This window comes from Rhizobium etli 8C-3, from assembly GCF_001908375.1.
Lineage (GTDB): Bacteria > Pseudomonadota > Alphaproteobacteria > Rhizobiales > Rhizobiaceae > Rhizobium > Rhizobium etli_B.
This window is the reverse complement of record NZ_CP017244.1, coordinates 1,636,860-1,656,545: the sequence shown is the minus strand read 5'-3', so window position 1 is coordinate 1,656,545 and position 19,686 is coordinate 1,636,860. Positions and strand designations below refer to the sequence as shown.

Sequence of the window (19,686 nt, the reverse complement as noted above, 5' to 3'; positions counted from 1 at the left end):
GAACCCGCGCAACCATGCCAAATCAAAGCTGCGAAAGAGGCCAATAATGGTCTTCTGATCTCGGTTCTCCGGATGAAGGTTCCAATGACGGGAGGAGGCCATCGGATTCGTGCAAAGGCGGCGACATCACATGCGGCAGAACCGCCCTCTCGACCCATTTTGCCCATTGAAGGCTCCTGAATAGGTGCGGATGCTTGCCGCTCAAGCGGGACAGCATCACCCTGGAGGCAGCTGCGAATCGACGGCGAGTTCGGCGGCGCCACCCCGTGTGAAGTCGTGGATAGACAGAGACAAACAGCTAAATCACGTCTCGTTCAAAAAATGTTGCGATGCAATATGCTGCGAGACTCTTCTTTTGATCTCTTCCTGCCCTTTATTGTGCAACTGCGAACAGGTCGCTTCTGCAACCCGCCGGATGAGAGACATCCTCACAGTCTGACGTCCGGCCAGAAAGAGGATCCGATAGATGGGTGATTTCCTGAAAGGTATCTCCAGTTTTCGTGGCGCCGTATTTCCGAATCATTCGGCGCTTTACCGCAAGCTGGCGCGCGAAGGCCAGCAGCCACATGCCCTGATGATATCTTGTGCCGACAGCCGCGTGATGCCGGAAACGATAACCCAATCCGGGCCTGGCGATCTCTTCGTCTGCCGCAATGCCGGCAATATCGTTCCCCCCTTTTCGACCCTCAATGGCGGCGTTTCTTCCGCAATCGAATATGCCATCCTGGCGCTCGGCGTCAGCGACATTGTTGTCTGCGGTCACTCCGATTGCGGGGCGATGAAAGGGTTGTGCCACCCGCAGATGCTGGATCCGATGCCGAATGTCGCGGCCTGGCTGCGGCACAGCCATGCGGCTTATTCGATTGTTTGCCAAGCTTATCCCGACGATCTCTCCGAAACCGATCGCGTGCGCGCAGTGGCAATGGAAAACGTCGTCGTGCAGCTCGACCATTTAAAGACCCATCCGTCGGTGGCTGCGAAACTTGCGACCAACGAGATCACGCTGCACGGATGGTTCTTCGACATCGGAACAGGCGAGGTCCAAGTCTATGACGGGACTTTGGCGACCTTTACCGATGTGCGGGATGGCGAGCCGCTGCCGGTCGCCATCACAGGACGAGACCACCCGCATGTCATGCCGCGGGTTGCCGCAACCCTTGCCGGGGAGTAGTGCCATGATAAACAACGGCTCTGCATTTTCGCGCGACCTCGCTTCGTCTCTGGTGGTTTTTCTTGTCGCCATTCCGCTTTGCCTGGGAATTGCGATCGCCTCCGGGGTACCAGCGGCCATGGGGCTTATCTCCGGTATCATTGGAGGCCTCGTCGTCGGCCTGCTGGCAGGCTCGCCTCTTCAGGTCTCCGGGCCTGCCGCCGGTCTTGCTGTCATCGTCTTCGGCTTCGTCGAACAGTATGGCGTTGCCATGCTCGGTCCCGTGCTCATCGTTGTCGGTTTCCTGCAGATCATGGCGGGTTTCCTCAGGATCGGCTCCTGGTTCAGAGCGATTTCGCCGGCCGTTGTTCATGGCATGTTGGCCGGCATCGGCATTTTGATCATCCTCGGGCAGGTCCATGTGCTCATGGATGCCAAGCCTGCCGCAGGCGGCATCGAGAATGTCACCGCGATAAACGAGAGTGTCGGTAGACTGTGGGGTGCCAGCGTGACCAACGAGGCCGTAGCGCTGCTGGTCGGTCTTATCGCTCTGCTCGCCATGGTCTGCTGGGAACAGTTCCGGCCCAAATGGCTGGCGCTGGTTCCGGGGGCGCTTGTCGGGGTTGCTGCCGCCACGGTCTTGACGACAACACTTGAACTGCCGATCGCCCGTGTGGAAGTGCCTGTTTCGCTGGCAGAGAGCATATCGCTACCGAAGACCGAGGATTTTGCCCGGCTCGTGCAACCGGGCATTATCTTGACGACCCTGATGATTGCCATCATTGCCAGCGCCGAAACGCTTCTTTCGGCCGCAGCAGTCGACCGCATGCATGACGGGCAACGCACGCGTTTCAACAAGGAACTGTTCGCCCAAGGCGTCGGTAACGGGCTTTGCGGATTGCTCGGGGCATTGCCTATCACCGGTGTCATCGTCCGTTCATCGGCCAATATACAGGCTGGGGCTCGCACGCGGACCTCGGCAGTGCTGCATGGCGTATGGATCCTGGGCCTGGTTGCACTTTTGCCGGGCTTGCTGGAAATGGTACCGTTGACGGCGCTCGCCGCCGTGCTGCTCGTCACCGGCTGGCGGCTGATCAGCCTTCACCATGTACGCCACCTGTTCGAACACCATGGCCTCTTGCCGGTTGGAATCTGGGCCGTCACGGTGGCCATGGTCGTCCTGCAGGACCTGCTGGTCGGGGTGGCGCTCGGCCTTGCGCTGTCGATCCTCGAAATTCTACCCTATCTGCGGCGAAAGCTCGCAATCAGGCATTCCGAGGTCGACGATGAAATTCATGTCCGGCTGGGCGGAGCGGTTACCTGCAAGGACGTGCCGGCGCTGCTGAGCACGCTCGAAGCGCTGCCCGAAGGCCGCAAAGTCAATATCATCGGCAAACACCTGATTTACATGGATCATACCAGCGCGGAGACCATCAGCGAATGGCTCAGGCGCGAGACGAAATCGGGCAGAACCGTGGCGATTCATCCTCCTCAGGCGGCGCGTCATCCCCGCCTGAAGCCGCTGTTTGCGCGTTTCTCTGCCGAAGCGGCCTGACGTTTGCGGGAGGGCAGTTCTTCCCTTGCCCTCCCGTCTGACGCCCGTTTCACCGAAACGGCAGCCTGAAACAAACCTGCCAACATGGCGGGAACTGGAGAACGCTCCATATAAGGGCGCGACAGTTGCATTTACGGAAATGGCTTCAGCAATTGATGAATTGCCGCAGAAATGAGCCCCGTCGATTTCGGATGGGACGGAGCTCAATGACACGGAGGAATGTCCATGAAACCGCGAATTTCTGTCTTGACGCTGGGTGTCGCTGATCTTGACCGGTCGCTTGTGTTTTATCGGGACGGCCTGAAACTGCCTACTCAAGGCATCGTCGGCCGTGAGTTCGAGCATGGCGCCGTGGCGTTCTTTGAGCTTTCGAGCGGCTTAAAGCTTGCGATCTGGGATCGGGATGACCTGGCTCACGATAGCGGTCTGGCGAAAGCGCAGGCGAGCAGCGCTTCGTTTTCGATCGGCCACAACGTCTCGCATCGACACGAAGTTGACGAGGTCATGGAACAAGCCCGGCTTGCGGGAGCAGACATCGTAAAGCCCGCTGAGGAGACGTTCTACGGTGGATACGCTGGATATTTTACTGATCCGGACGGCCACCTTTGGGAAGTTGTGTGGAACCCGGCCAATCTGCCACCGCAGGATTGAGTTGATTTGATGTCCGCTACGGCGAACGGAACCGATGACACATCCTGCCCAAAGCGCGGATGCATCTAGCCCCTCACTTTGCTTGCCGCGCTGGGCGATGCTGCCTTCAAATTCGTGACGCCGATCTCAGCCCTGTGGGATACTCGGTCCTAGCAGGCCGAGGATCGCAGGAAAAGGCCGGTCGCCTCAGGTGTCCGTCTGCCTCTCGACTTTCCGTTAGCCCGGAGAAAGGGCAATTTATGAATCAGATCGATAAGGGCATGCAACTGACAAATCTAATCATCGCTCGATTCTGCCCTATCTAGGCTGCTGGCGCCTTTGCCGCATCGGCTAGACGGCGCTTCAATGAATGAGCGTGAAGTGGAGCTGGACATGCAAATCCCAATCCAACTCGAAATCTCCCGTCGGGATTTACTGATCTCGTCTGCCGCGACCGTCGCGGTCACCGGCGTGGCAGCCGGAGCAGCGGCACAATCTGCGGAGAACACAATGAACTACACGACGAAAATGTCCTTCACCGTCAATGGCGAGAGGCGTACGCTCAACCTCGACAATAGAACGACGCTCCTCGATGCGCTGCGCGAGCACCTCCATCTGACAGGGTCGAAGAAGGGATGCGACCACGGCCAGTGCGGCGCGTGCACCGTCATGGTCGACGGTCGTCGCGTCATCTCGTGTTTGACGCTTGCCGTCATGCATGACGGCGAGCAGATCACGACGATCGAAGGTCTCGGAGAGCCAGGCGACCTCCACCCGATGCAGGCTGCCTTCGTCAAGCACGACGGTTTCCAGTGCGGCTATTGCACCCCTGGACAGATCTGTTCCTCCGTGGCGGTGCTCGAGGAGATCAAGGCAAACATCCCGAGCCATGTCACCGGTGACCTAACCGCACAGGCGTCAGTCACCCCAGCCGAAATCCGCGAGCGCATGAGCGGCAATATCTGTCGTTGCGGCGCCTATTCCAACATTGTCGACGCCATCGTCGAAGTCGCGGGGACAAAAGCATGAGAGCCTTCACCTATGAACGTGCCTCCTCCGTGGAGGCCGCGGTCGGGGCGGCCGCATCCAATCCGCAGGCAAAGTTCATCGCAGGCGGCACCAACCTTCTCGACCTCATGAAGCTCGAAATCGAAACGCCGACGCATCTGATCGACGTGAACGGCCTCGGATTGGACAAGATTGAACCGACTTCGGAGGGCGGACTGCGCATCGGCGCCCTTGTCCGCAACACGGACCTTGCGGCACACGAGACCGTTCGTCGAGATTACGGGCTCCTGACCCGAGCGCTCGTCGCGGGCGCTTCCGGTCAACTCCGCAACAGGGCGACGACGGCGGGAAACCTTTTGCAGCGCACGCGCTGTCCGTACTTCTACGACCCGAACCAGCCGTGCAACAAGCGCCAGCCAGGCAGCGGCTGTTCGGCCATTGGCGGCTTCACCCGCCAGCACGCCGTCGTCGGCACGAGCGACGCCTGCATCGCCACCCATCCGAGCGACATGGCGATCGCCATGCGAGCGCTGGATGCCGTGGTCGAAACGGTAAAGGTCGACGGCAGCATGCGTTTGATCCCCATCGCCGATTTCCACCGCCTGCCTGGTAACACCCCGCATATCGAGACGGTTCTCGAACGCGGCGAGTTCATCACAGGGGTCATCCTCCCACCGCCGATCGGCGGTCGTCACGTCTACAGGAAGGTCCGCGATCGCGCCTCCTACGCCTTCGCACTCGTTTCGGTGGGCGCGGTTATCCAACCCGACGGGACCGGTCGCGTCGCCGTCGGTGGCGTCGCCCACAAGCCTTGGCGCGTCGAGGCGGCCGAAGCCCAGCTGCCGAAAGGAGCCCGCGCCGTCGCCGGTGTCCTTCTCGCCGACGCCCGTCCTACCGAACAGAACCGTTTCAAGGTCGACCTGGTCGCGCGCACGCTCGCAGCGGTCATCTCTCAAGCCAGGGGGTAAGCAATGCAGTTCGACACGCCAGCAACGATGAACCCGATCGACCAGCTCAAGGTCGTCGGCCAGCCAATCCACCGCATCGACGGCCAGCTCAAGACGACCGGCCGGGCGACCTACGCCTACGAGTGGCATGATCCAAATATGCCGTATGCCTACGGCTATCCCTTGGGTGCGGCTATCGCCAAGGGCCGCATCAAATCCATGAATGTCTCTGCCGCGAAAAAAGCCTTAGGCGTCATCGCCGTCGTGACCGCCCTTGAAGTCGGCGAACGGAAGAAGGGCAAGTTTAACACCGCCAAGCTCTTCGGAGGTGACGAAATCCAGCATTACCACCAGGCGATCGCCGTTGTCGTGGCCGAAACCTTCGAACAAGCCCGCGCCGCCGCAGCGCTGGTCGAGGTCGACTATGCCGAAGAAGAGGGCGTCTTCGACCTCACAGAAGCGAAGGAGGCGGCGGTGAGGCCGGACGAGTCCCAGCAGCCGGACTCAGCTGCCGGCGACTTCGATGCGGCTTTCAGGACGGCTCCGATCACGCTCGACGAAACCTACACGACGCCGGACCAGTCCCACGCGATGATGGAGCCGCATGCCTCCATTGCAGCCTGGGATGGCGACGAGCTGAGCGTCTGGACCTCGAGCCAGATGATAGACTGGTGGCGATCAGACCTGGCGACCACCCTCGACGTGGAAAAGGAGAAAATTCATCTGATCTCGCCATTCATCGGCGGCGGGTTCGGAGGAAAGCTGTTTCTGCGTGCCGATGCCGTCCTTGCCGCCTTTGGAGCAAAGGCTGCCAAACGACCTGTTAAAGTGGCACTGCCGCGTCCGTTCATGGTGAACAACACGACCCACCGCCCGGCGACCATCCAGCGTATCCGCATCGGCGCGGAGCGCAACGGCAAGATTATCGCGATCGGCCATGAAAGCTGGTCAGGCGATCTTGAAGGCGGTCAGCTCGAAACGGCCGTCAACCAGACCAGGTTGCTCTACGCCGGCGCCAACCGCATGACGGCGATGCGTTTGGCGAGGCTCGACCTTCCCGAGGGCAACGCCATGCGTGCTCCGGGCGAAGCGCCCGGTATGATGGCGCTGGAGATCGCCATCGACGAGATGGCCGAGAAGCTCGGTCTCGATCCCGTGCAGTTCAGGCTTATCAATGACACCCAGGTCGATCCCGAAAAGCCCGAGCGGCGGTTCTCACATCGCGATCTAGCCGGATGTCTGAAGCTCGGCTCCGAGCGCTTCGGGTGGGCTGCGCGAGGAAGGCCGGGGTCGAAGCGCGAGGGCAACTGGCTGATCGGCTTTGGCGTTGCTGCTGCATTTCGCAACAACCTGCTGCTTCCTTCCGCAGCGCGCGTGCGACTTGCCCGGGAAGGGATCGTTACCGTCGAAACTGACATGACCGATATCGGAACGGGCAGTTACACCATCATCGCGCAGACTGCGGCCGAGATGATGGGCGTCACCGTCGACAAGGTCGCGGTCCGGCTTGGCGATTCCCGCTTTCCGGTGTCCGCCGGCTCCGGCGGGCAGTTCGGCGGCAACTGTTCGACTTCGGGTGTCTACGCTGCCTGTGTGAAGCTGAGGGAAGCCATAGCCCAGAAACTTGGTTTCAATTCCGACGACGTCGTCTTCGAAGACGGCGAGGTCCGTTCCGGCAACCGCTCGGTGCCGCTGTCGGAGGCAGCGGGCGTCGAGGGATTGGTTGGCGAAGATACGATCGAGTGGGGCAAGCTTTCCGAAACGTACCAGCAATCGACTTTCGGCGCGCATTTCGTCGAGGTGGGGGTGGATGTCGCCACGGGAGAAACGCGCATCAGACGGATGCTGGCAGTGTGCGCGGCAGGACGCATTCTCAATCCGATTACCGCGCGTAGCCAGGTGATCGGTGCGATGACCATGGGAGCGGGCGGGGCTCTTTCCGAAGAACTGGCCGTCGACACGCGTCGTGGCTTCTTCGTCAATCACGACCTTGCCGGCTACGAGGTGCCGGTGCATGCCGACATACCCCATCAGGATGTGATTTTCCTGGACGAGACTGATGTGATGTCGTCACCGATGAAGGCCAAGGGCATCGCCGAGCTCGGGCTTTGCGGTGTCTCTGCCGCAATCGCCAATGCGGTCTATAACGCGACCGGCGTCAGGGTGAGGCACTATCCGATCACGCTCGACAAATTGATCGGCGGCCTTCCAGACGCTGCTTAGCGCAGGCGCTGGTCACGATTGCAACCTCCGCCGGGCAACAGCCATCGGCGGCGTTTCGACGCCTTGGCCGCGACCATCGCGGTGAGCATTGCACGACCCTATTCGGCCGCTGCCTCCTGAGAACATCAAGTCTGTAATGGCATCGCCCGAACGATTGAGCCCGAACGATTGAGGTGGACGTGAAGCGTGGCGCCCCGAACCGTCATGCGACACGGGCAGCGTTGACGAGTTGGCCCTCAAGCGTCATTGCGTCGTCAGGACGGAAACAAAATCGCTCCGGTCGGCCGGCTGAATGTCCGACCGCGAATTTGGCCCAGGGGTGGCCGCGAACGGGGCGCCAATCGGGCCCCCTCAGTTCGCCGCCGCTTTGCCGACCCGATTTCCGGCACTCTGGGTGGCATCCACGGTATTGGCAGCATCACGCCCGACGCCGCGGATAGTGTTCCCGCAAGAGGAAAGGGCGAGAACAACGCAGCAGGCGGCGGCAATTCTTGTCATCAGAAACATTGCATCGATCCTCGGAGTTTAAGGCTGTTTGCGATTTCGCGACGCCTTTTGTTGGTCGACATCCTTGGTACTGTCGGAGAGAAATATATCGGTGTGCCGGCGGGCAGCTTCGCGAAGCGCGTTCATCCTCGCAAGCTCGTCTGCCTTGGCACCGGCTACGCCCTGGCCGATTTTCGGAGCCTGGCTCCGGTACTCAATGCCTTTGCCCTCTTGCCGGCGTTCCTTCTGCCCGGCACGCAGGCATAAAGGCCGTCCTCCGTTTTCATTGACACCCTCCCATCGGGCACCTTTTGTTCCGCTGATCATGATGATCTCCTTCCATGAGAGGAGAACTGCCGGGGAGGGCGTGTGTTCCCTGGCGGCGAGAAGAAGTACGGTGCCTGGAGGTCGTTACTGTGGTCATATCAATTCCCGTTCTTGCACGACCAGTTCCTTGACCGAGACGATCAGCGAGCCTTGGTTCACGATTTCGAAAATGTTCGATGGCCTCGGTCGCAGGGATCAGTTTTGCCTCGAGTGCGGCTGAGCTTCGATTTTTGATGATCTCTCCGCTTTCGGCGATGATACCCCGGATCGCCATGCAGGTCTTGCCACAAGCGGCTGGAACTTAAAGCGCACCGTGGTGTTCGGCGGTCATGGATAGGACATGAGATCCGAAACCGATGAAAAACATCATCCTCGTGATGGTGGCCCTTTCGGGACCCCGCGCTCTCGGCATTTGCCCAGACAGCCCCGCTCCCTCGTCGAAGGCAAACACGCCTGCTGTCGTGACCGGGGACAAAAAACCCGGCCGCCCCACTCGAAGGGGCCAACAGCTTTACCGAGGCCCAGGCCAAGGAGCGCATGGAGAATGCAGGTTACACCGATGACGGCGTCGGCCGCCAAGGACGGCAAATCGGTATCGATCGCACTCGACTACCAAGGAAACGTGATCGCCAAATAAGGGAGAGAACAATGAGAACCGTAACTGGACTATTCGATGACTATTTTGACGCGCGCTCGGCCGTGGATGAATTGGAATCGGCTGGCATTCCCTCGGATGATATCAGCCTCATCTCGAACAATGGCGAAAAGGACAAAACCTCTGGCGCAGCCGTAGGTGCGGCGACTGGCGCCGGTATCGGCGCGGCGTTGGGTGGCACCGGCGGACTGCTTGCAGGGTTGGGCCTGATGGCCATTCCAGGCGTCGGGCCTGTCGTCGCAGCGGGTTGGCTGGTCGCGACGGCGGCTGGCGCCGCTGCCGGTGCATTGGCTGGCGGAGCTGCGGGCGGCTTGATCGGAGCCCTCACCAGCTCGGGCGTATCCGAAGAGGATGCTCACCTTTATGCAGAGGGCGTACGTCGGGGTGGGACGCTCGTAAGTGCAAGAGTGGACGAGGGTAGGGTCGGCGAAGTCGAAGCCATCCTGCGCCGCTCCAGTTGGGTGGATCCTGCCGAACGCCGCCGCGCCTATATGGAGGAGGGCTGGACGCGATTCGACGACAGCCTCGATCCCTATAGCCCCGAGCAGATCGAACAGGAACGGAACCGATATCGTGCCTCACTCTAGTGAGCGGGATTGAGGGTACGAATTTTTGAGAAGATTCTGCTCATGATGTCGTGCGACCTGGGACCCTTTTCCGCAAGCTGCGACAAGACGACTGGCGATCGAGCTCGGCTCAAGACCAGGCCTTGTGATGCGTCAGTCGTTGCAACGAGCACATGTGGCACGTGGATCGATGTTACCCGGTCACATGCGGGCTCCCATGGGTGCGCCGCCTTCAGGTGGCAACCTGTGCCAGAAGCGATTGAGTAAGACGGCTGACCGATGGAGGGGCAATGCCTTCGCATTTGATCCGCGAGACCAATTATGACGCGGCGACGCGCACTCTCTCGGTCTGGTTGGTCACCAGCGAGAACCGCTACGACTACGAGGATGTTCCTCCCGAGACATATGAGGCGTTTAGACGGGCCTTTTCGAAGGGACGGTTCTTCAACGCCCATATCCGAAATCGTTTCACATATCGAATTTTCAAGGAGGAGTGAGGTTTTAGCTCCGAGGGTGACGCTGCAGGGTGTGACGACAAGGGTCCGAGCCAATGGTAACTGGACGCCCGTATATGGCAGGTGTTGTCAGCGAGCGTCGGATTGTTGGGCCTAGCGGCCATTTGCACGGCCGACCGTGCCGATCGCAAAATGCAAATTCGTGCCAAACGTGCTGCTCGTTCTCGAAAAACACCTAATGACCAGCAAAGCTCGGATCGGCAGGGGACATTTCCTCATCGGTACATTGCGCACAGGAGTGAGAGCTGCGATTGAGCCCAATTGCGGGCGATCTCTTGAGTTTCTGTCAGTCCGGACAAGAGGGCGCCAATTTCGCCGCTGATTTCAAGATTCGTATCTCTTATCCGGCATTCAACAGTATCAAGCGTTATCGTGGCCACAACTTGACTGTCGAGGGGTGGCGTCTGGAAAAGCGCCTCTGGCTCAGCCTCGCAGGTCAGCAATGCCCGTGCGGTGACCGAGGAGACACCGTTCGAAACGGAACAGAAATCGACCGATTCCACCTGAAACCGGGCTGTTTGATTTGGGCCGACTGGAATCTGTTCGCACAGCTGCAAGGAGGCAATTGACCTGGCAATCCGTGGCCACTCCGGGCTGTCGAGGGCTGATCGGCAGTCTGCTGAGACTGGAGCATAAGACGAAAACGAGATTGCTATTGCAAGGCAGCAAGCTTTGGATCGTCTGGAGTATCGTCCCCTCATTGACCATCCTCATTGGGCCGGAAGGTCGATTTTACGCTACTTGGGTGCAGTCGACAAAGGGTTCCGTTCGATGACCGGACAACAAAAATTGAGGACTGGGCTTCGAAGGCCTGCGGCTTAAGGAGAACGGGGCCAGGCCGCCTCTCCGCCAGCCCATCTGGAATGGCTTGGGACGACGCGGCAGCGATTGGCCCCATGGTCTGTGGTCAACGGTGGATTTTGCCCTTTCGGTCAGAAAGATAAGGTCTTGGAACACGACGGTTTTCGCTTTAACGATAGGTTTCGAACGAGGCACTTCCATGACGAAAGTTTTCAATCCACCGTCGGTCCGCCGACCCTTCGGAAACTATAATCACGGCCTCCTGGTGCCCCCGGGAGCTTCGTTGCTGGTGACATCCGGCCAACTCGGGATCTGCCTTGATGAGACGGTGCCCGGGACTGTGACAGGGCAGGCCGAGATGTGCTTTGAAGCGATTAGGGCTATACTCGAAGAGGCAGAAATGAGCTTTGCCGATGTCATCCGTATTTCGGGATTCGTGACGCGGCGCGAGGATTTCCCAGCTTATATGGCCGTCCGCGACCGCTTTACCGCGGACGTGAAGCCCACGTCGACGCTGATCATCGTCAGTGGCTTCACCCGGCCGGAATTTCTGGTCGAGGTCGAAGTGACGGCTGCTAAAGTTTTCTAGAATCGCTCCATTGCCGTCTTCACCTTGCCAAGGAATGCAGCGCGCGTTTCCGCCGTGCAGTTGTTCATGTCGTAGTGGGCGAGGAAAGTCACAGGCTTCAGCGGGTTTATCTGGGCGCGTAGCACCCGCTTGACGATCTTCTTCGGCGGATTGCCGGCGACGAAGGCGCGAAAAGGCGTGGCGCCGTAAGTCAGGACGGCTGCCAGTTTTTGGATGTGCCGCAGCCGCGATTGCACCTGTCCGTCAACCAGCTCGAAAGATACACCCGGCAGCCACACGCGGTCGAAATATCCCTTGAGGATCGCCGGGAAACCGAAATTCCAAACGGGTGTGACGATGACGAGCCCTTCCGCCTGCTTGAGGCGATCGACATAGGTTTTCACCAGCGCGATATTCTCCGGATATTCGTGATAGACGAGGCGATCGCCACAGGAGAGCACCGGATCGAAGCTTTCCGCATAAAGATCGCAGCCATCGACGCTGTGTCCGGCCGTTGCGAGACTTTCGAGCGTCTGTCGGTAAAGCGCTGCACCGTAACTTGATTTAACCGGATGGGAATGAAGGACGAGAACCCTCATGAAGGCTCCATGATGCTGGCAAGACCCGGGAACAGATAGTTCTTGCCTGCCGAGAAGTCGAAATTGGGGTTCTCCCAGGCAATCATCTTGCCGGGATTGAGCAGGCCCTTTGGGTCCGTTTCATGCTTGAAAGCAAGCTGGATCTTGTCAGTCCGCTTCATGCCGCCCTCCTCCAGCGTATAGCGGTGCGGATTGAAGATCGGGCATCCATGATCCTGATGGATCTGAATGATTTCCTCGAGCCGCTCTTCGCTCGTGTAGCGCACCAGCGGCAGGCCGGAGCACTGGATCTGGCCGTCGAACCTGATGAATTCGAGATGCCCCGGCACTTCATCGCCGAAGATTTCGACCATCTTGCGGACCTTCTCGACATGGTCCGGTCCCGGATACTGGACCTGAAGATAGGTGAAGTTCGGGTCGATCCTCAGCGCACGGAGCGTCGTGTGATTCCAGGCAAGCTCGTAGGCATGCGGAAGACCCCGCATGCTCTCCACCTTGTCGGAACGGAAAATGATCTCGCCGTTCTGCGATGCCGCAAAGGCAAGGAACGCATCCATGGAATGCGGGGCAATCATCAAGACGACGAGTGACTGATCCTTGCGGATGTAGGGCCTGTGGCGGGTGAAATAGTCATGCGGGATCGGGGCGGCAATGGGCGCGATTTCCTTGACCAGGATGCCGTTGCACCGCGCGAGCTTATCGGAGAAGCGGACGGCCGTCATGAAATCGTCGTAACCGACCAGCACGTCCACCCAGTCGTAGGCCGGCGCGAGGGGCATTTCGATCTCGGTGATGATGCCGTTCGTACCATAGGCGTGGCTCACCTTCTGCAGGTCCCAGCCCGTCAGGTCGAGTACCCGCGGTTCTGCTTCCATGGTAACGACGCGCAGCCGCAGGATATTACCGAGGTCGCGCAGTCCACCCCAGGTGATCGAGCCGACGCCGCCGGAGCCGCCAGCAATGAAGCCGCCGATCGTTGCGGTCTGGGCCGTCGACGGGTGGAAGCGCAGTTCCTGGCCGGAATGGGCCTTCGTCTGCTTGTCCAGTTGCGCGATGACGATGCCCGGCTCGCAGATGACGCGCCCAGGATGGATTTCCTTGATCTTGTCCATGGCCGCAAGATTGAGCACGATGCCGCCGGAAAGCGGCATTGCCTGGCCGTAATTGCCGGTGCCGGCGCCGCGCGGCGTTACGGGTACGCCGTGTGCAAAGGCGACCTTCAGCACCTGGATTACTTCGGCTTCGTTTTTCGGCGTAACGACGAGATCAGCGGTCACGTTGTCGAGCTGGGCCTTCAGGATCGGCGAGTACCAGTAGAAATCGCGGCTCTTTTGACGCACGAGCGCAGGATTGTCCTCGATGGCTATGCCTGCAAGCTGCTCTTTGATCTTTTCGTAATCCGGCATGTCAGGCTCCAACGACACTATCGAGTTCACGGTAATCCGGCAGGCTGCGGTCGATCACCTTGCCGCGCCGAAGCACGACGCGGTCAGACTGCGGACGGGAGAGAAATTCGCTCCAGCGCCGGGCGCTGAAGAGGACGAGGTCGGCCGGGCTTCCGGGGGCGATCCGGCCGATATCCGGGCGGCCGACGATCGACGCTGGTGACGTGGTGATGATTCGAGCGGCCGTATCCAGAGGATGATCGAGATGCAGGATGCGTACCGCCTCGCGGAAAACCTCGACCGGATCAAGATCGCCATAGGCGTAGAACGGGTCGCGGGTATTGTCGGACGCGACGGCGGTCTCGATTCCGGCTTTGGCAAGCTCCTTGAAGAGCGTCACCCCACGCCATCGTGGCGTGCGGTTCGGATGGCGGTCCTGGAGATACATGTTGCACATCGGAAGCGAGATGATCGACAGGCCGGCCCTTGCGACCAGTTCGACAGTTCGCTGGGCAAGACCGTCGTCCTGTCGGGCGAGCGAGCAGCAGTGGCCTGCCGTGACCTTGCCCTGAAAGCCGTTGCGGATCACCGAGGCGGCGATTGCTTTTAGCGTTTCAGCGCCCGGATCGTCCGTTTCGTCTACATGCAGGTCGACGTCGAGCCCATTGTCTGCTGCGGCACGAAAAAGCCTGTCCAACTGCCAGGCGAGGTCTGGTCCCATCTTCGTGACCCCGCCGAGCAGGCCGCCTTGATTGCGAACGACCGTCACGAGATCGGCGAAATAGGCCGCATCTGTCATCAGTTCCATGGGAAAAAGCGCGACAGCTTGCAGTGCAATCCTGTCCTTCCAGGCCTCCCGCACCTCGTCGAAGACGTCGAAGGAAATCCTGTGCTGCGGATCGATAGAATCGAGATGCGTGCGGATGAGGCTGGTGCCGTGGGCGTAGGCGGAGCGTAGCGAGAATTCCATTCGCATTCTGACGTCTGTGGCGGACCAATGCGCCTCCCGATCGGCGCGCACCGCCTCCAACGCTCCCATGAAGGTGCCGTCGAGGTTGGCGTTGCGGGACCAGATATGTCCCTTGTCGAGATGCGTATGAGCGTCCACGAAGCATGGCCAGGCCATGCCGCCCCTAAGATCGGACCTTGCATAGTCGGCCGATGCTTCGCCTGGTGGCAGAAGGGCGGAAACCAGACCGTCCGTGACGACGATGTCGGCTCGGACGAGACCCTCTTCGGTCGGTGCGGCGTAGCCGCTGACGGCTGCCGCCGGAAGCGTGGCATTGCTCAGCACGAATCGGCCGGCATTCGGAGGTGAGATGAAGGAATAGGTCATCAGTTTTCCCGTTTCAGGCTGCTTTCATGCCAGCGATGCAGGCTGAGCCACGAGATGAAGGACGTGACGGCAAAGATTGCGACGCCGAGCAGCGACAGCATCAGCAACGCCGCGAAGAGTCGGGGTATGTTCAGCCGATACTGGGCCTCGAGCAGGCGAAAGGCGAGGCCGGAACCGGCGCCGGCTGAGCCGGCGGCGAATTCCGCCACAACAGCGGCAATCAGCGCAAGCCCGCCACCGATCCTCAGCCCTGTCATGAAATAGGGCTGGGCTGCAGGCAGCTTGAGATAGAGCAGCGTCTGCCAACGCGTGGCACCGTAAAGTTCGAAGAGATTGATCAGATTGTGATCGACGCTTTTCAGGCCCTGGACCATGTTGGAAAGGATTGGAAAGAAGGCAACGAGGAAAGCGCAGATGAGGAGCGCCACCTGCGTCGATGGTGCGTAAATGAGGATGAGAGGCGATATAGCTACAATCGGTGTTACCTGCAGGATCACTGCAAGCGGGTAGAAGGCGATCTCGATCCACCGGGATTGAACGAGGAAGATCGCAAAACCAACGCCGCCGAACAGTGCCAGCATCAGCGACATGAAGGTGATCTTGGTCGTGACCCAAAGAGCGGGGGCGAGCGTGCCCCAATCCGTGGCAAAGGCATTGGCCACGGCGATTGGTCCGGGCAGAATATAGGGCGGAACACCGGAGAGCTTAACATAGAGCCCCCAAATCAGGACAACGACGGCTATGACGGCGAAGGGTACGGAGATGCGAAGCGCCAAATCACGCCGCTTGGGGTTAGGCCGATTGGGGATCGACGGCGCGAAGGCGTCGGCTGTGTCCATCTTCAACGATCTTCCTTTGCAGCGTTGATTGCCCCGATCAGCGAATGGGAGACCGTTTCGCAGGCGCGCCGGTATTCTTCCGAGGTGCGATAATGCGCGTCGCGCTCGCGGCTCGTCACAAGCGAAAGATCTGCGTGAACCCGGCCGGGGCGCGCCTTCATGACAACGATGCGGCTAGACAGATAGGCCGATTCGAAGACGGAGTGGGTGACGAAGATCACGGTGATGCCCGTCTCCTTCCAGAGCCGCAATACATCGTCGTTCAGCTTCTGTCGGGTGATTTCGTCGAGTGCCGCGAAGGGTTCGTCCATCAAAAGTAGTTTCGGCTTGGTTACGAGCGCACGGGCGATCGAGACGCGCATCTTCATGCCGCCAGAAAGCTCGCGCGGATAGGCGCCGGCGAAATCCTGCAAGCCGACGGTCGCGAGCGCGCTCATGATCTGATCGCTGGCCGCGGCCTTTGAAATGCCGCGCAGCTTCAGCGGCAGATGGACATTGCCGAAGACGTTCTTCCACGGCATCAGCGTCGGCTCCTGGAAGACGAAACCGATATCGCCTTCGGGAAGTCCCTTTGCGTTGATGCGCGAACTTGGCCAGTCGATGCTGCCGGACGTGATATCACCAAGGCCGGCGATGATGCGAAGCGCAGTCGACTTGCCGCAACCCGACGGGCCGAGCAGGCTGATGAACTCGCCAGTCTCGACCGTGAGCGACATGCCGGAAAGCGCGACCGTCCCGCTGGAGAAAACCTTCGAAACGGATTGCATGGCGACCAGCGGCCGTTTGCGTTTTTCAGCCAGCGGCGCCGTCTGGACTTCGGCTAGGGGCATTGCGGGTCTCTTTGTTTGAAGAGGATGCAGCTTGACGCTGGGGCGCGGCAAGCTCTTCACACAGCCCTGTGGCTTACTTTTTCAGCGACATGCCGGTGCCCTTGCAGACGAACTTGGTCGTAAAGGCCTTGGTATAATCCGTGTCTGCCTTGAAGATCTTGATCGCCACCATTTCGTCGAAGAACTTCTTGTAGTGCGCGCCAGTGATGCAGCCGATGCCCTTGTCCATGGCGTCGCCGGATTCAACGATGCCGAATTCCTTCATCTTGGCAATCGAATAGGCGATTTGACCATCCGTCATTTCCGGATTGTCCTTCTTGATCAGTTCATTCGCCTTGCTGTTGTCACTGTAGAGGTAATTGTACCAACCTTCGATCGAGGCATCGACGAAGCGCTGGACGACGTCCGGTTTCGTGTCGATCATCATCTGGGTCGTCGTGATCATCGTGGAGTATGGGGTATAGCCGTTGTCGGCGAGCAGGAACACCTTCGGCTCCCAGCCGGTCTGCTTCTGGATTTCGTAGGGTTCGGACGTCAGGTAGCCCTGCTGGGCAGACTCCTTGTCGGCGATGAACGGTCCAGGATTGAAGTTGTAGGGTTTGTACTGTTCGTCCTTGAAGCCTTTGTAATTGGATTTCATCCACTCGAAGTAGGTCAGGTAACCGTCCTTGCCGAGGAAGAACGTCTTCAGCTTGGCCAGATCCTCGAAGGTGTCGATGCCGGCATCAGGATGCGCAATCAGCACCTGCGGGTCTTTCTGGAAGATGGCTGCCACATCCACCAAAGGAATGCCTTGCTCGACGGCGGTGATTTCGCCCTGTGAACCGCCCATGTAGAAGTCGATCTTGCCGGATATCAGCAGCGCGCTGTTTGCTGCATTCGGCCCGCCCTGAACGATGGTGACGTCGAGACCATACTTCTCGTAGGTGCCGTCGGCGAGCGCCTGGTAGAAGCCGCCATGCTCGGCCTGCGCCAGCCAGTTGGTGCCATAGCTTACCTTGTCGAGTGCGTGGCCCGGCACGGCCGTGGCAATCGCGGTCCCGAGACCAAGCAATGCGGTGAGTGCAATCTTTTTCAGTGCATTGGACATGTTCGGCTTTCCCCTATTGTGCCAGGGATTGCCCCTACCGGCATCCCATTTTCTTTATTTGAGCGATTGCGTTGCTCTTTGAAAAGCATCAAAATTCGTGCGCAACGATGCCTTTTTGGCATCTCAAACGGTGCGCGTTCCGAATTTGGGCTGCGTGCTTAAATTTGATGCACCGAGGGCGCGCGATGCTGCATTCCAGGAAGCTTCTCTACATTAACGAAATTGCGCGGTCGGGCTCTATCCGCAAGGCAGCGGCGCGATTGAACGTCGCTTCCTCTGCCATCAATCGGCAGATCCTGGCGCTGGAAGCGGAAATGGGCGCTCCGCTCTTCGAGCGCCTGCCGCGCGGCCTCAGGCTGACTGCGGCGGGCGAACTGTGCATAGAACACATTCGTGAGGTTCTGAAGAATTACGATCGTTTGGAGGGCCGCATCCGCAGTCTGAGGATGCAGCAGGCGGGCAAGGTGCGTCTGGTAACGACGGTCGGGCTTGCCGCCGGGCCCCTGGCGGAAATCATCAGCCGATTTCAGTTGGAGCATCCGCGTGTATTCTTCCAGATCAGGAATGATGCCGGCACGATGACGGTCAATCCCGTGCTGTCGGGTGAGGTGGATATCGGCCTCGGCTTCAATATTCCGGCGACACCTGGAATACGCACTCTCGGAACTTTCGATATCCCGATCGGTGTCGTCCTGCCACCTGGCCATCGGCTTATCGGTCCCGGCCCGATCAACCTGACAGACGTGGTGCAGGAACGACTGGTGCTGGCCCAACAGGGCACCAGCCTGCGCGAAGTGATCAATCTTGCCCTCGCGCGGCTCGATGTTCATGTCGAGCCGGTGCTCGAGACCAATGCTTCGGAGATGCTGAAGAAGCTGGTGAAATGCGGGGCAGGGTTATCGATGCTCAATCCGCTCGACGTGATCACCGAGTGCCGAAAGGGGGAACTGGTTTTCCGTCCGGTCGCCGAGCCGCATGCGCGCCAGCAGCCGATGAAGTTGTTTGCCCGTGTGCGTGCGCCGCTGGACGCTGCAACCAGCCTGTTCGTGGAATACCTGCTGGCAGAGCTTGCCGGTCTTGTAAAGGAACTTCAGGTCAAGGGTCACATCACGCCCGACAAGCCGGCAGCCGGTTGACCTTACTTCGTGAAGAGATTTGAAAGAGGATAGTGCTTCAGATCATAGAGCATCTCGATGAAGCCCTTTACTTGATGGCGGCAGATGGCTGCGCCCTTTTCCGCCGTGCCGCGCGAGGCGTCGCCGACGACGCCGTTGGGATTGAGATCATGCGCAATCCACGCCAAAGAATGTGGGGGTAGAGGCTGAATATATTTCGACAGTTCTCGCATCCATTCGGCTTTCGAGGCAAAATTCTGCGCCTTGTCCATGCGCACTAGGTCCGGCCGGAAATGCAGCATCAGGGAGGTCTCCACCTCGCCGCCGTGAATACCATATTTTGCTTCGTGTTCGCTGATCATGCCTTCCGGATTTCCGAACCGTCCCCACTGCGTCGACAGCACGGCCATCTGGTGACGGACGCGCAGTTCGCGCGCGACGATGCTCATAATGTCGACATTGCCGCCATGCGAATTGACGATCACCATTTTGCGGATGCCAGCTTCCGCGACCTTTGCACCAATCGCTGTCCAGACCGGGATCAAGAGTTCGGCACCAAGCGAAAGCGTGCCAGGGCCATAGATATGTTCATTCGCCTTGCCGATCTCCTGTGTCGGCAGGACCAGTATGTCGAGGTCTTCGGGCCGCTCCTTGCGCAACGCCGCAAGCATTCCGTTTGCGATTGCGACATCGGTGGCGATTGGCAGATGCGGCCCATGCTGTTCTGTCGACGCTATCGGCAGGATGGCTATCGTCGTGTCGCAAGATAGCGCCGCGAAATCAGAGGTATTGAGCTCGTTCCAGTAAAATGGCATCGCCATTGCCGCATCCCTTCCTTGGCCTTCCCCTATTGAGTAGGGAACCTGCGTGCATGCGAAAAGCATCAATTTGCGCCAATGCCGATGCCTTTTTGCGAGAGGTGCCAGGAGTAGGGTCTAAGCTTGTCCAGGTGGAACTCGGAATAATTTTTTGGACACCGGTTCTCGACCACAATCCGGAGCGAGAATGCGGTCCCGAAACGCGCGCCTTCGGCCAACGGCCGGTTGTGCCGCAACGCAGGT

20 protein-coding genes and 1 pseudogene are annotated in these 19,686 nt (G+C 59.5%); 12 read left to right on the top strand and 9 right to left on the bottom strand.

Going from position 1 to position 19,686, the window contains the following annotated elements:
• Nucleotides 1-466: 466 nt before the first annotated feature.
• The 6 genes from AM571_RS32755 to paoC all read left to right on the top strand — a co-directional run bounded on the left by AM571_RS32755 (nucleotide 467) and on the right by paoC (nucleotide 7,513).
• A complete protein-coding gene (locus AM571_RS32755; protein WP_074065088.1) occupies nucleotides 467-1,171 on the top strand; it encodes a carbonic anhydrase in 705 nt (234 codons plus the stop codon).
• Nucleotides 1,172-1,175: 4 nt separating this feature from the next.
• A complete protein-coding gene (locus tag AM571_RS32750; RefSeq protein ID WP_074065087.1) occupies nucleotides 1,176-2,705 on the top strand; it encodes a SulP family inorganic anion transporter in 1,530 nt (509 codons plus the stop codon).
• A gap of 225 nt (nucleotides 2,706-2,930) precedes the next feature.
• A complete protein-coding gene (locus tag AM571_RS32745) occupies nucleotides 2,931-3,356 on the top strand; it encodes a VOC family protein (RefSeq protein WP_074065086.1) in 426 nt (141 codons plus the stop codon).
• Nucleotides 3,357-3,728: 372 nt separating this feature from the next.
• Nucleotides 3,729-4,364 carry an aldehyde dehydrogenase iron-sulfur subunit PaoA gene (gene paoA, locus AM571_RS32740; protein WP_074065714.1) on the top strand — a complete coding sequence of 212 codons (636 nt, stop codon included), beginning with the start codon at nucleotides 3,729-3,731 and terminating at the stop codon, nucleotides 4,362-4,364.
• Complete coding sequence (locus tag AM571_RS32735) at nucleotides 4,361-5,311, top strand: FAD binding domain-containing protein (protein WP_074065085.1); 951 nt, start codon at nucleotides 4,361-4,363, stop codon at nucleotides 5,309-5,311. Before paoA ends, AM571_RS32735 begins: the two co-directional genes overlap by 4 nt.
• A gap of 3 nt (nucleotides 5,312-5,314) precedes the next feature.
• The gene (paoC, locus tag AM571_RS32730) at nucleotides 5,315-7,513 is read left to right on the top strand and encodes an aldehyde oxidoreductase molybdenum-binding subunit PaoC (protein WP_074065084.1); all 2,199 of its coding nucleotides are present in this window, start codon (nucleotides 5,315-5,317) and stop codon (nucleotides 7,511-7,513) included.
• A 351-nt stretch (nucleotides 7,514-7,864) separates the two neighbouring features.
• On the opposite strand, the gene AM571_RS37890 is transcribed toward paoC, so the two are convergent.
• Nucleotides 7,865-8,011, bottom strand: a complete 147-nt coding sequence (locus tag AM571_RS37890; RefSeq protein WP_420493409.1) for an entericidin — start codon at nucleotides 8,009-8,011, stop codon at nucleotides 7,865-7,867.
• A 27-nt stretch (nucleotides 8,012-8,038) separates the two neighbouring features.
• Complete coding sequence (locus tag AM571_RS36745; protein WP_132659696.1) at nucleotides 8,039-8,326, bottom strand: hypothetical protein; 288 nt, start codon at nucleotides 8,324-8,326, stop codon at nucleotides 8,039-8,041.
• A 356-nt stretch (nucleotides 8,327-8,682) separates the two neighbouring features.
• Between AM571_RS36745 and AM571_RS36740 the strand changes: the two are divergent.
• The 5 genes and pseudogenes from AM571_RS36740 to AM571_RS32700 all read left to right on the top strand — a co-directional run bounded on the left by AM571_RS36740 (nucleotide 8,683) and on the right by AM571_RS32700 (nucleotide 11,452).
• A pseudogene (locus AM571_RS36740) lies at nucleotides 8,683-8,963 on the top strand (PepSY domain-containing protein).
• Between the two features lie 11 nt (nucleotides 8,964-8,974).
• A complete protein-coding gene (locus AM571_RS32715) occupies nucleotides 8,975-9,568 on the top strand; it encodes a general stress protein (protein ID WP_074065081.1) in 594 nt (197 codons plus the stop codon).
• 269 nt (nucleotides 9,569-9,837) lie between these two features.
• On the top strand, nucleotides 9,838-10,044 hold the full coding sequence (locus AM571_RS32710) for a KTSC domain-containing protein (protein WP_074065080.1): 207 nt from the start codon (nucleotides 9,838-9,840) through the stop codon (nucleotides 10,042-10,044).
• 269 nt (nucleotides 10,045-10,313) lie between these two features.
• The gene (locus tag AM571_RS36735; protein ID WP_155774566.1) at nucleotides 10,314-10,631 is read left to right on the top strand and encodes a hypothetical protein; all 318 of its coding nucleotides are present in this window, start codon (nucleotides 10,314-10,316) and stop codon (nucleotides 10,629-10,631) included.
• A 431-nt stretch (nucleotides 10,632-11,062) separates the two neighbouring features.
• Nucleotides 11,063-11,452: a RidA family protein gene (locus AM571_RS32700; RefSeq protein WP_074065078.1), complete on the top strand. Its 390-nt coding sequence runs from the start codon at nucleotides 11,063-11,065 to the stop codon at nucleotides 11,450-11,452.
• Here AM571_RS32700 and AM571_RS32695 read toward each other — a convergent pair.
• The 6 genes from AM571_RS32695 to AM571_RS32670 all read right to left on the bottom strand — a co-directional run bounded on the left by AM571_RS32695 (nucleotide 11,449) and on the right by AM571_RS32670 (nucleotide 17,510).
• Nucleotides 11,449-12,030: an NAD(P)H-dependent oxidoreductase gene (locus AM571_RS32695; RefSeq protein WP_074065077.1), complete on the bottom strand. Its 582-nt coding sequence runs from the start codon at nucleotides 12,028-12,030 to the stop codon at nucleotides 11,449-11,451. The two genes, AM571_RS32700 and AM571_RS32695, sit on opposite strands and share 4 nt — an antisense overlap.
• A complete protein-coding gene (locus AM571_RS32690) occupies nucleotides 12,027-13,436 on the bottom strand; it encodes an FAD-binding oxidoreductase (protein ID WP_074065076.1) in 1,410 nt (469 codons plus the stop codon). The genes AM571_RS32695 and AM571_RS32690 overlap by 4 nt, the downstream gene beginning before the upstream one ends.
• A gap of 1 nt (nucleotide 13,437) precedes the next feature.
• Nucleotides 13,438-14,751: a cytosine deaminase gene (locus AM571_RS32685; RefSeq protein ID WP_074065075.1), complete on the bottom strand. Its 1,314-nt coding sequence runs from the start codon at nucleotides 14,749-14,751 to the stop codon at nucleotides 13,438-13,440.
• Nucleotides 14,751-15,590 carry an ABC transporter permease gene (locus AM571_RS32680; protein WP_074065074.1) on the bottom strand — a complete coding sequence of 280 codons (840 nt, stop codon included), beginning with the start codon at nucleotides 15,588-15,590 and terminating at the stop codon, nucleotides 14,751-14,753. The genes AM571_RS32685 and AM571_RS32680 overlap by 1 nt, the downstream gene beginning before the upstream one ends.
• Nucleotides 15,591-15,592: 2 nt before the next feature.
• The gene (locus AM571_RS32675; RefSeq protein ID WP_074065713.1) at nucleotides 15,593-16,420 is read right to left on the bottom strand and encodes an ABC transporter ATP-binding protein; all 828 of its coding nucleotides are present in this window, start codon (nucleotides 16,418-16,420) and stop codon (nucleotides 15,593-15,595) included.
• A 73-nt stretch (nucleotides 16,421-16,493) separates the two neighbouring features.
• Nucleotides 16,494-17,510 (bottom strand): ABC transporter substrate-binding protein, encoded by a 1,017-nt coding sequence (locus AM571_RS32670; protein ID WP_074065073.1) that lies wholly within the window; start codon nucleotides 17,508-17,510, stop codon nucleotides 16,494-16,496.
• A gap of 185 nt (nucleotides 17,511-17,695) precedes the next feature.
• On the opposite strand from AM571_RS32670, the gene AM571_RS32665 reads away from it, so the two are divergent.
• Nucleotides 17,696-18,646 carry a LysR family transcriptional regulator gene (locus AM571_RS32665; RefSeq protein ID WP_074065072.1) on the top strand — a complete coding sequence of 317 codons (951 nt, stop codon included), beginning with the start codon at nucleotides 17,696-17,698 and terminating at the stop codon, nucleotides 18,644-18,646.
• A 2-nt stretch (nucleotides 18,647-18,648) separates the two neighbouring features.
• On the opposite strand, the gene AM571_RS32660 is transcribed toward AM571_RS32665, so the two are convergent.
• A complete protein-coding gene (locus AM571_RS32660) occupies nucleotides 18,649-19,446 on the bottom strand; it encodes a creatininase family protein (RefSeq protein WP_074065071.1) in 798 nt (265 codons plus the stop codon).
• Nucleotides 19,447-19,686: the final 240 nt, after the last annotated feature.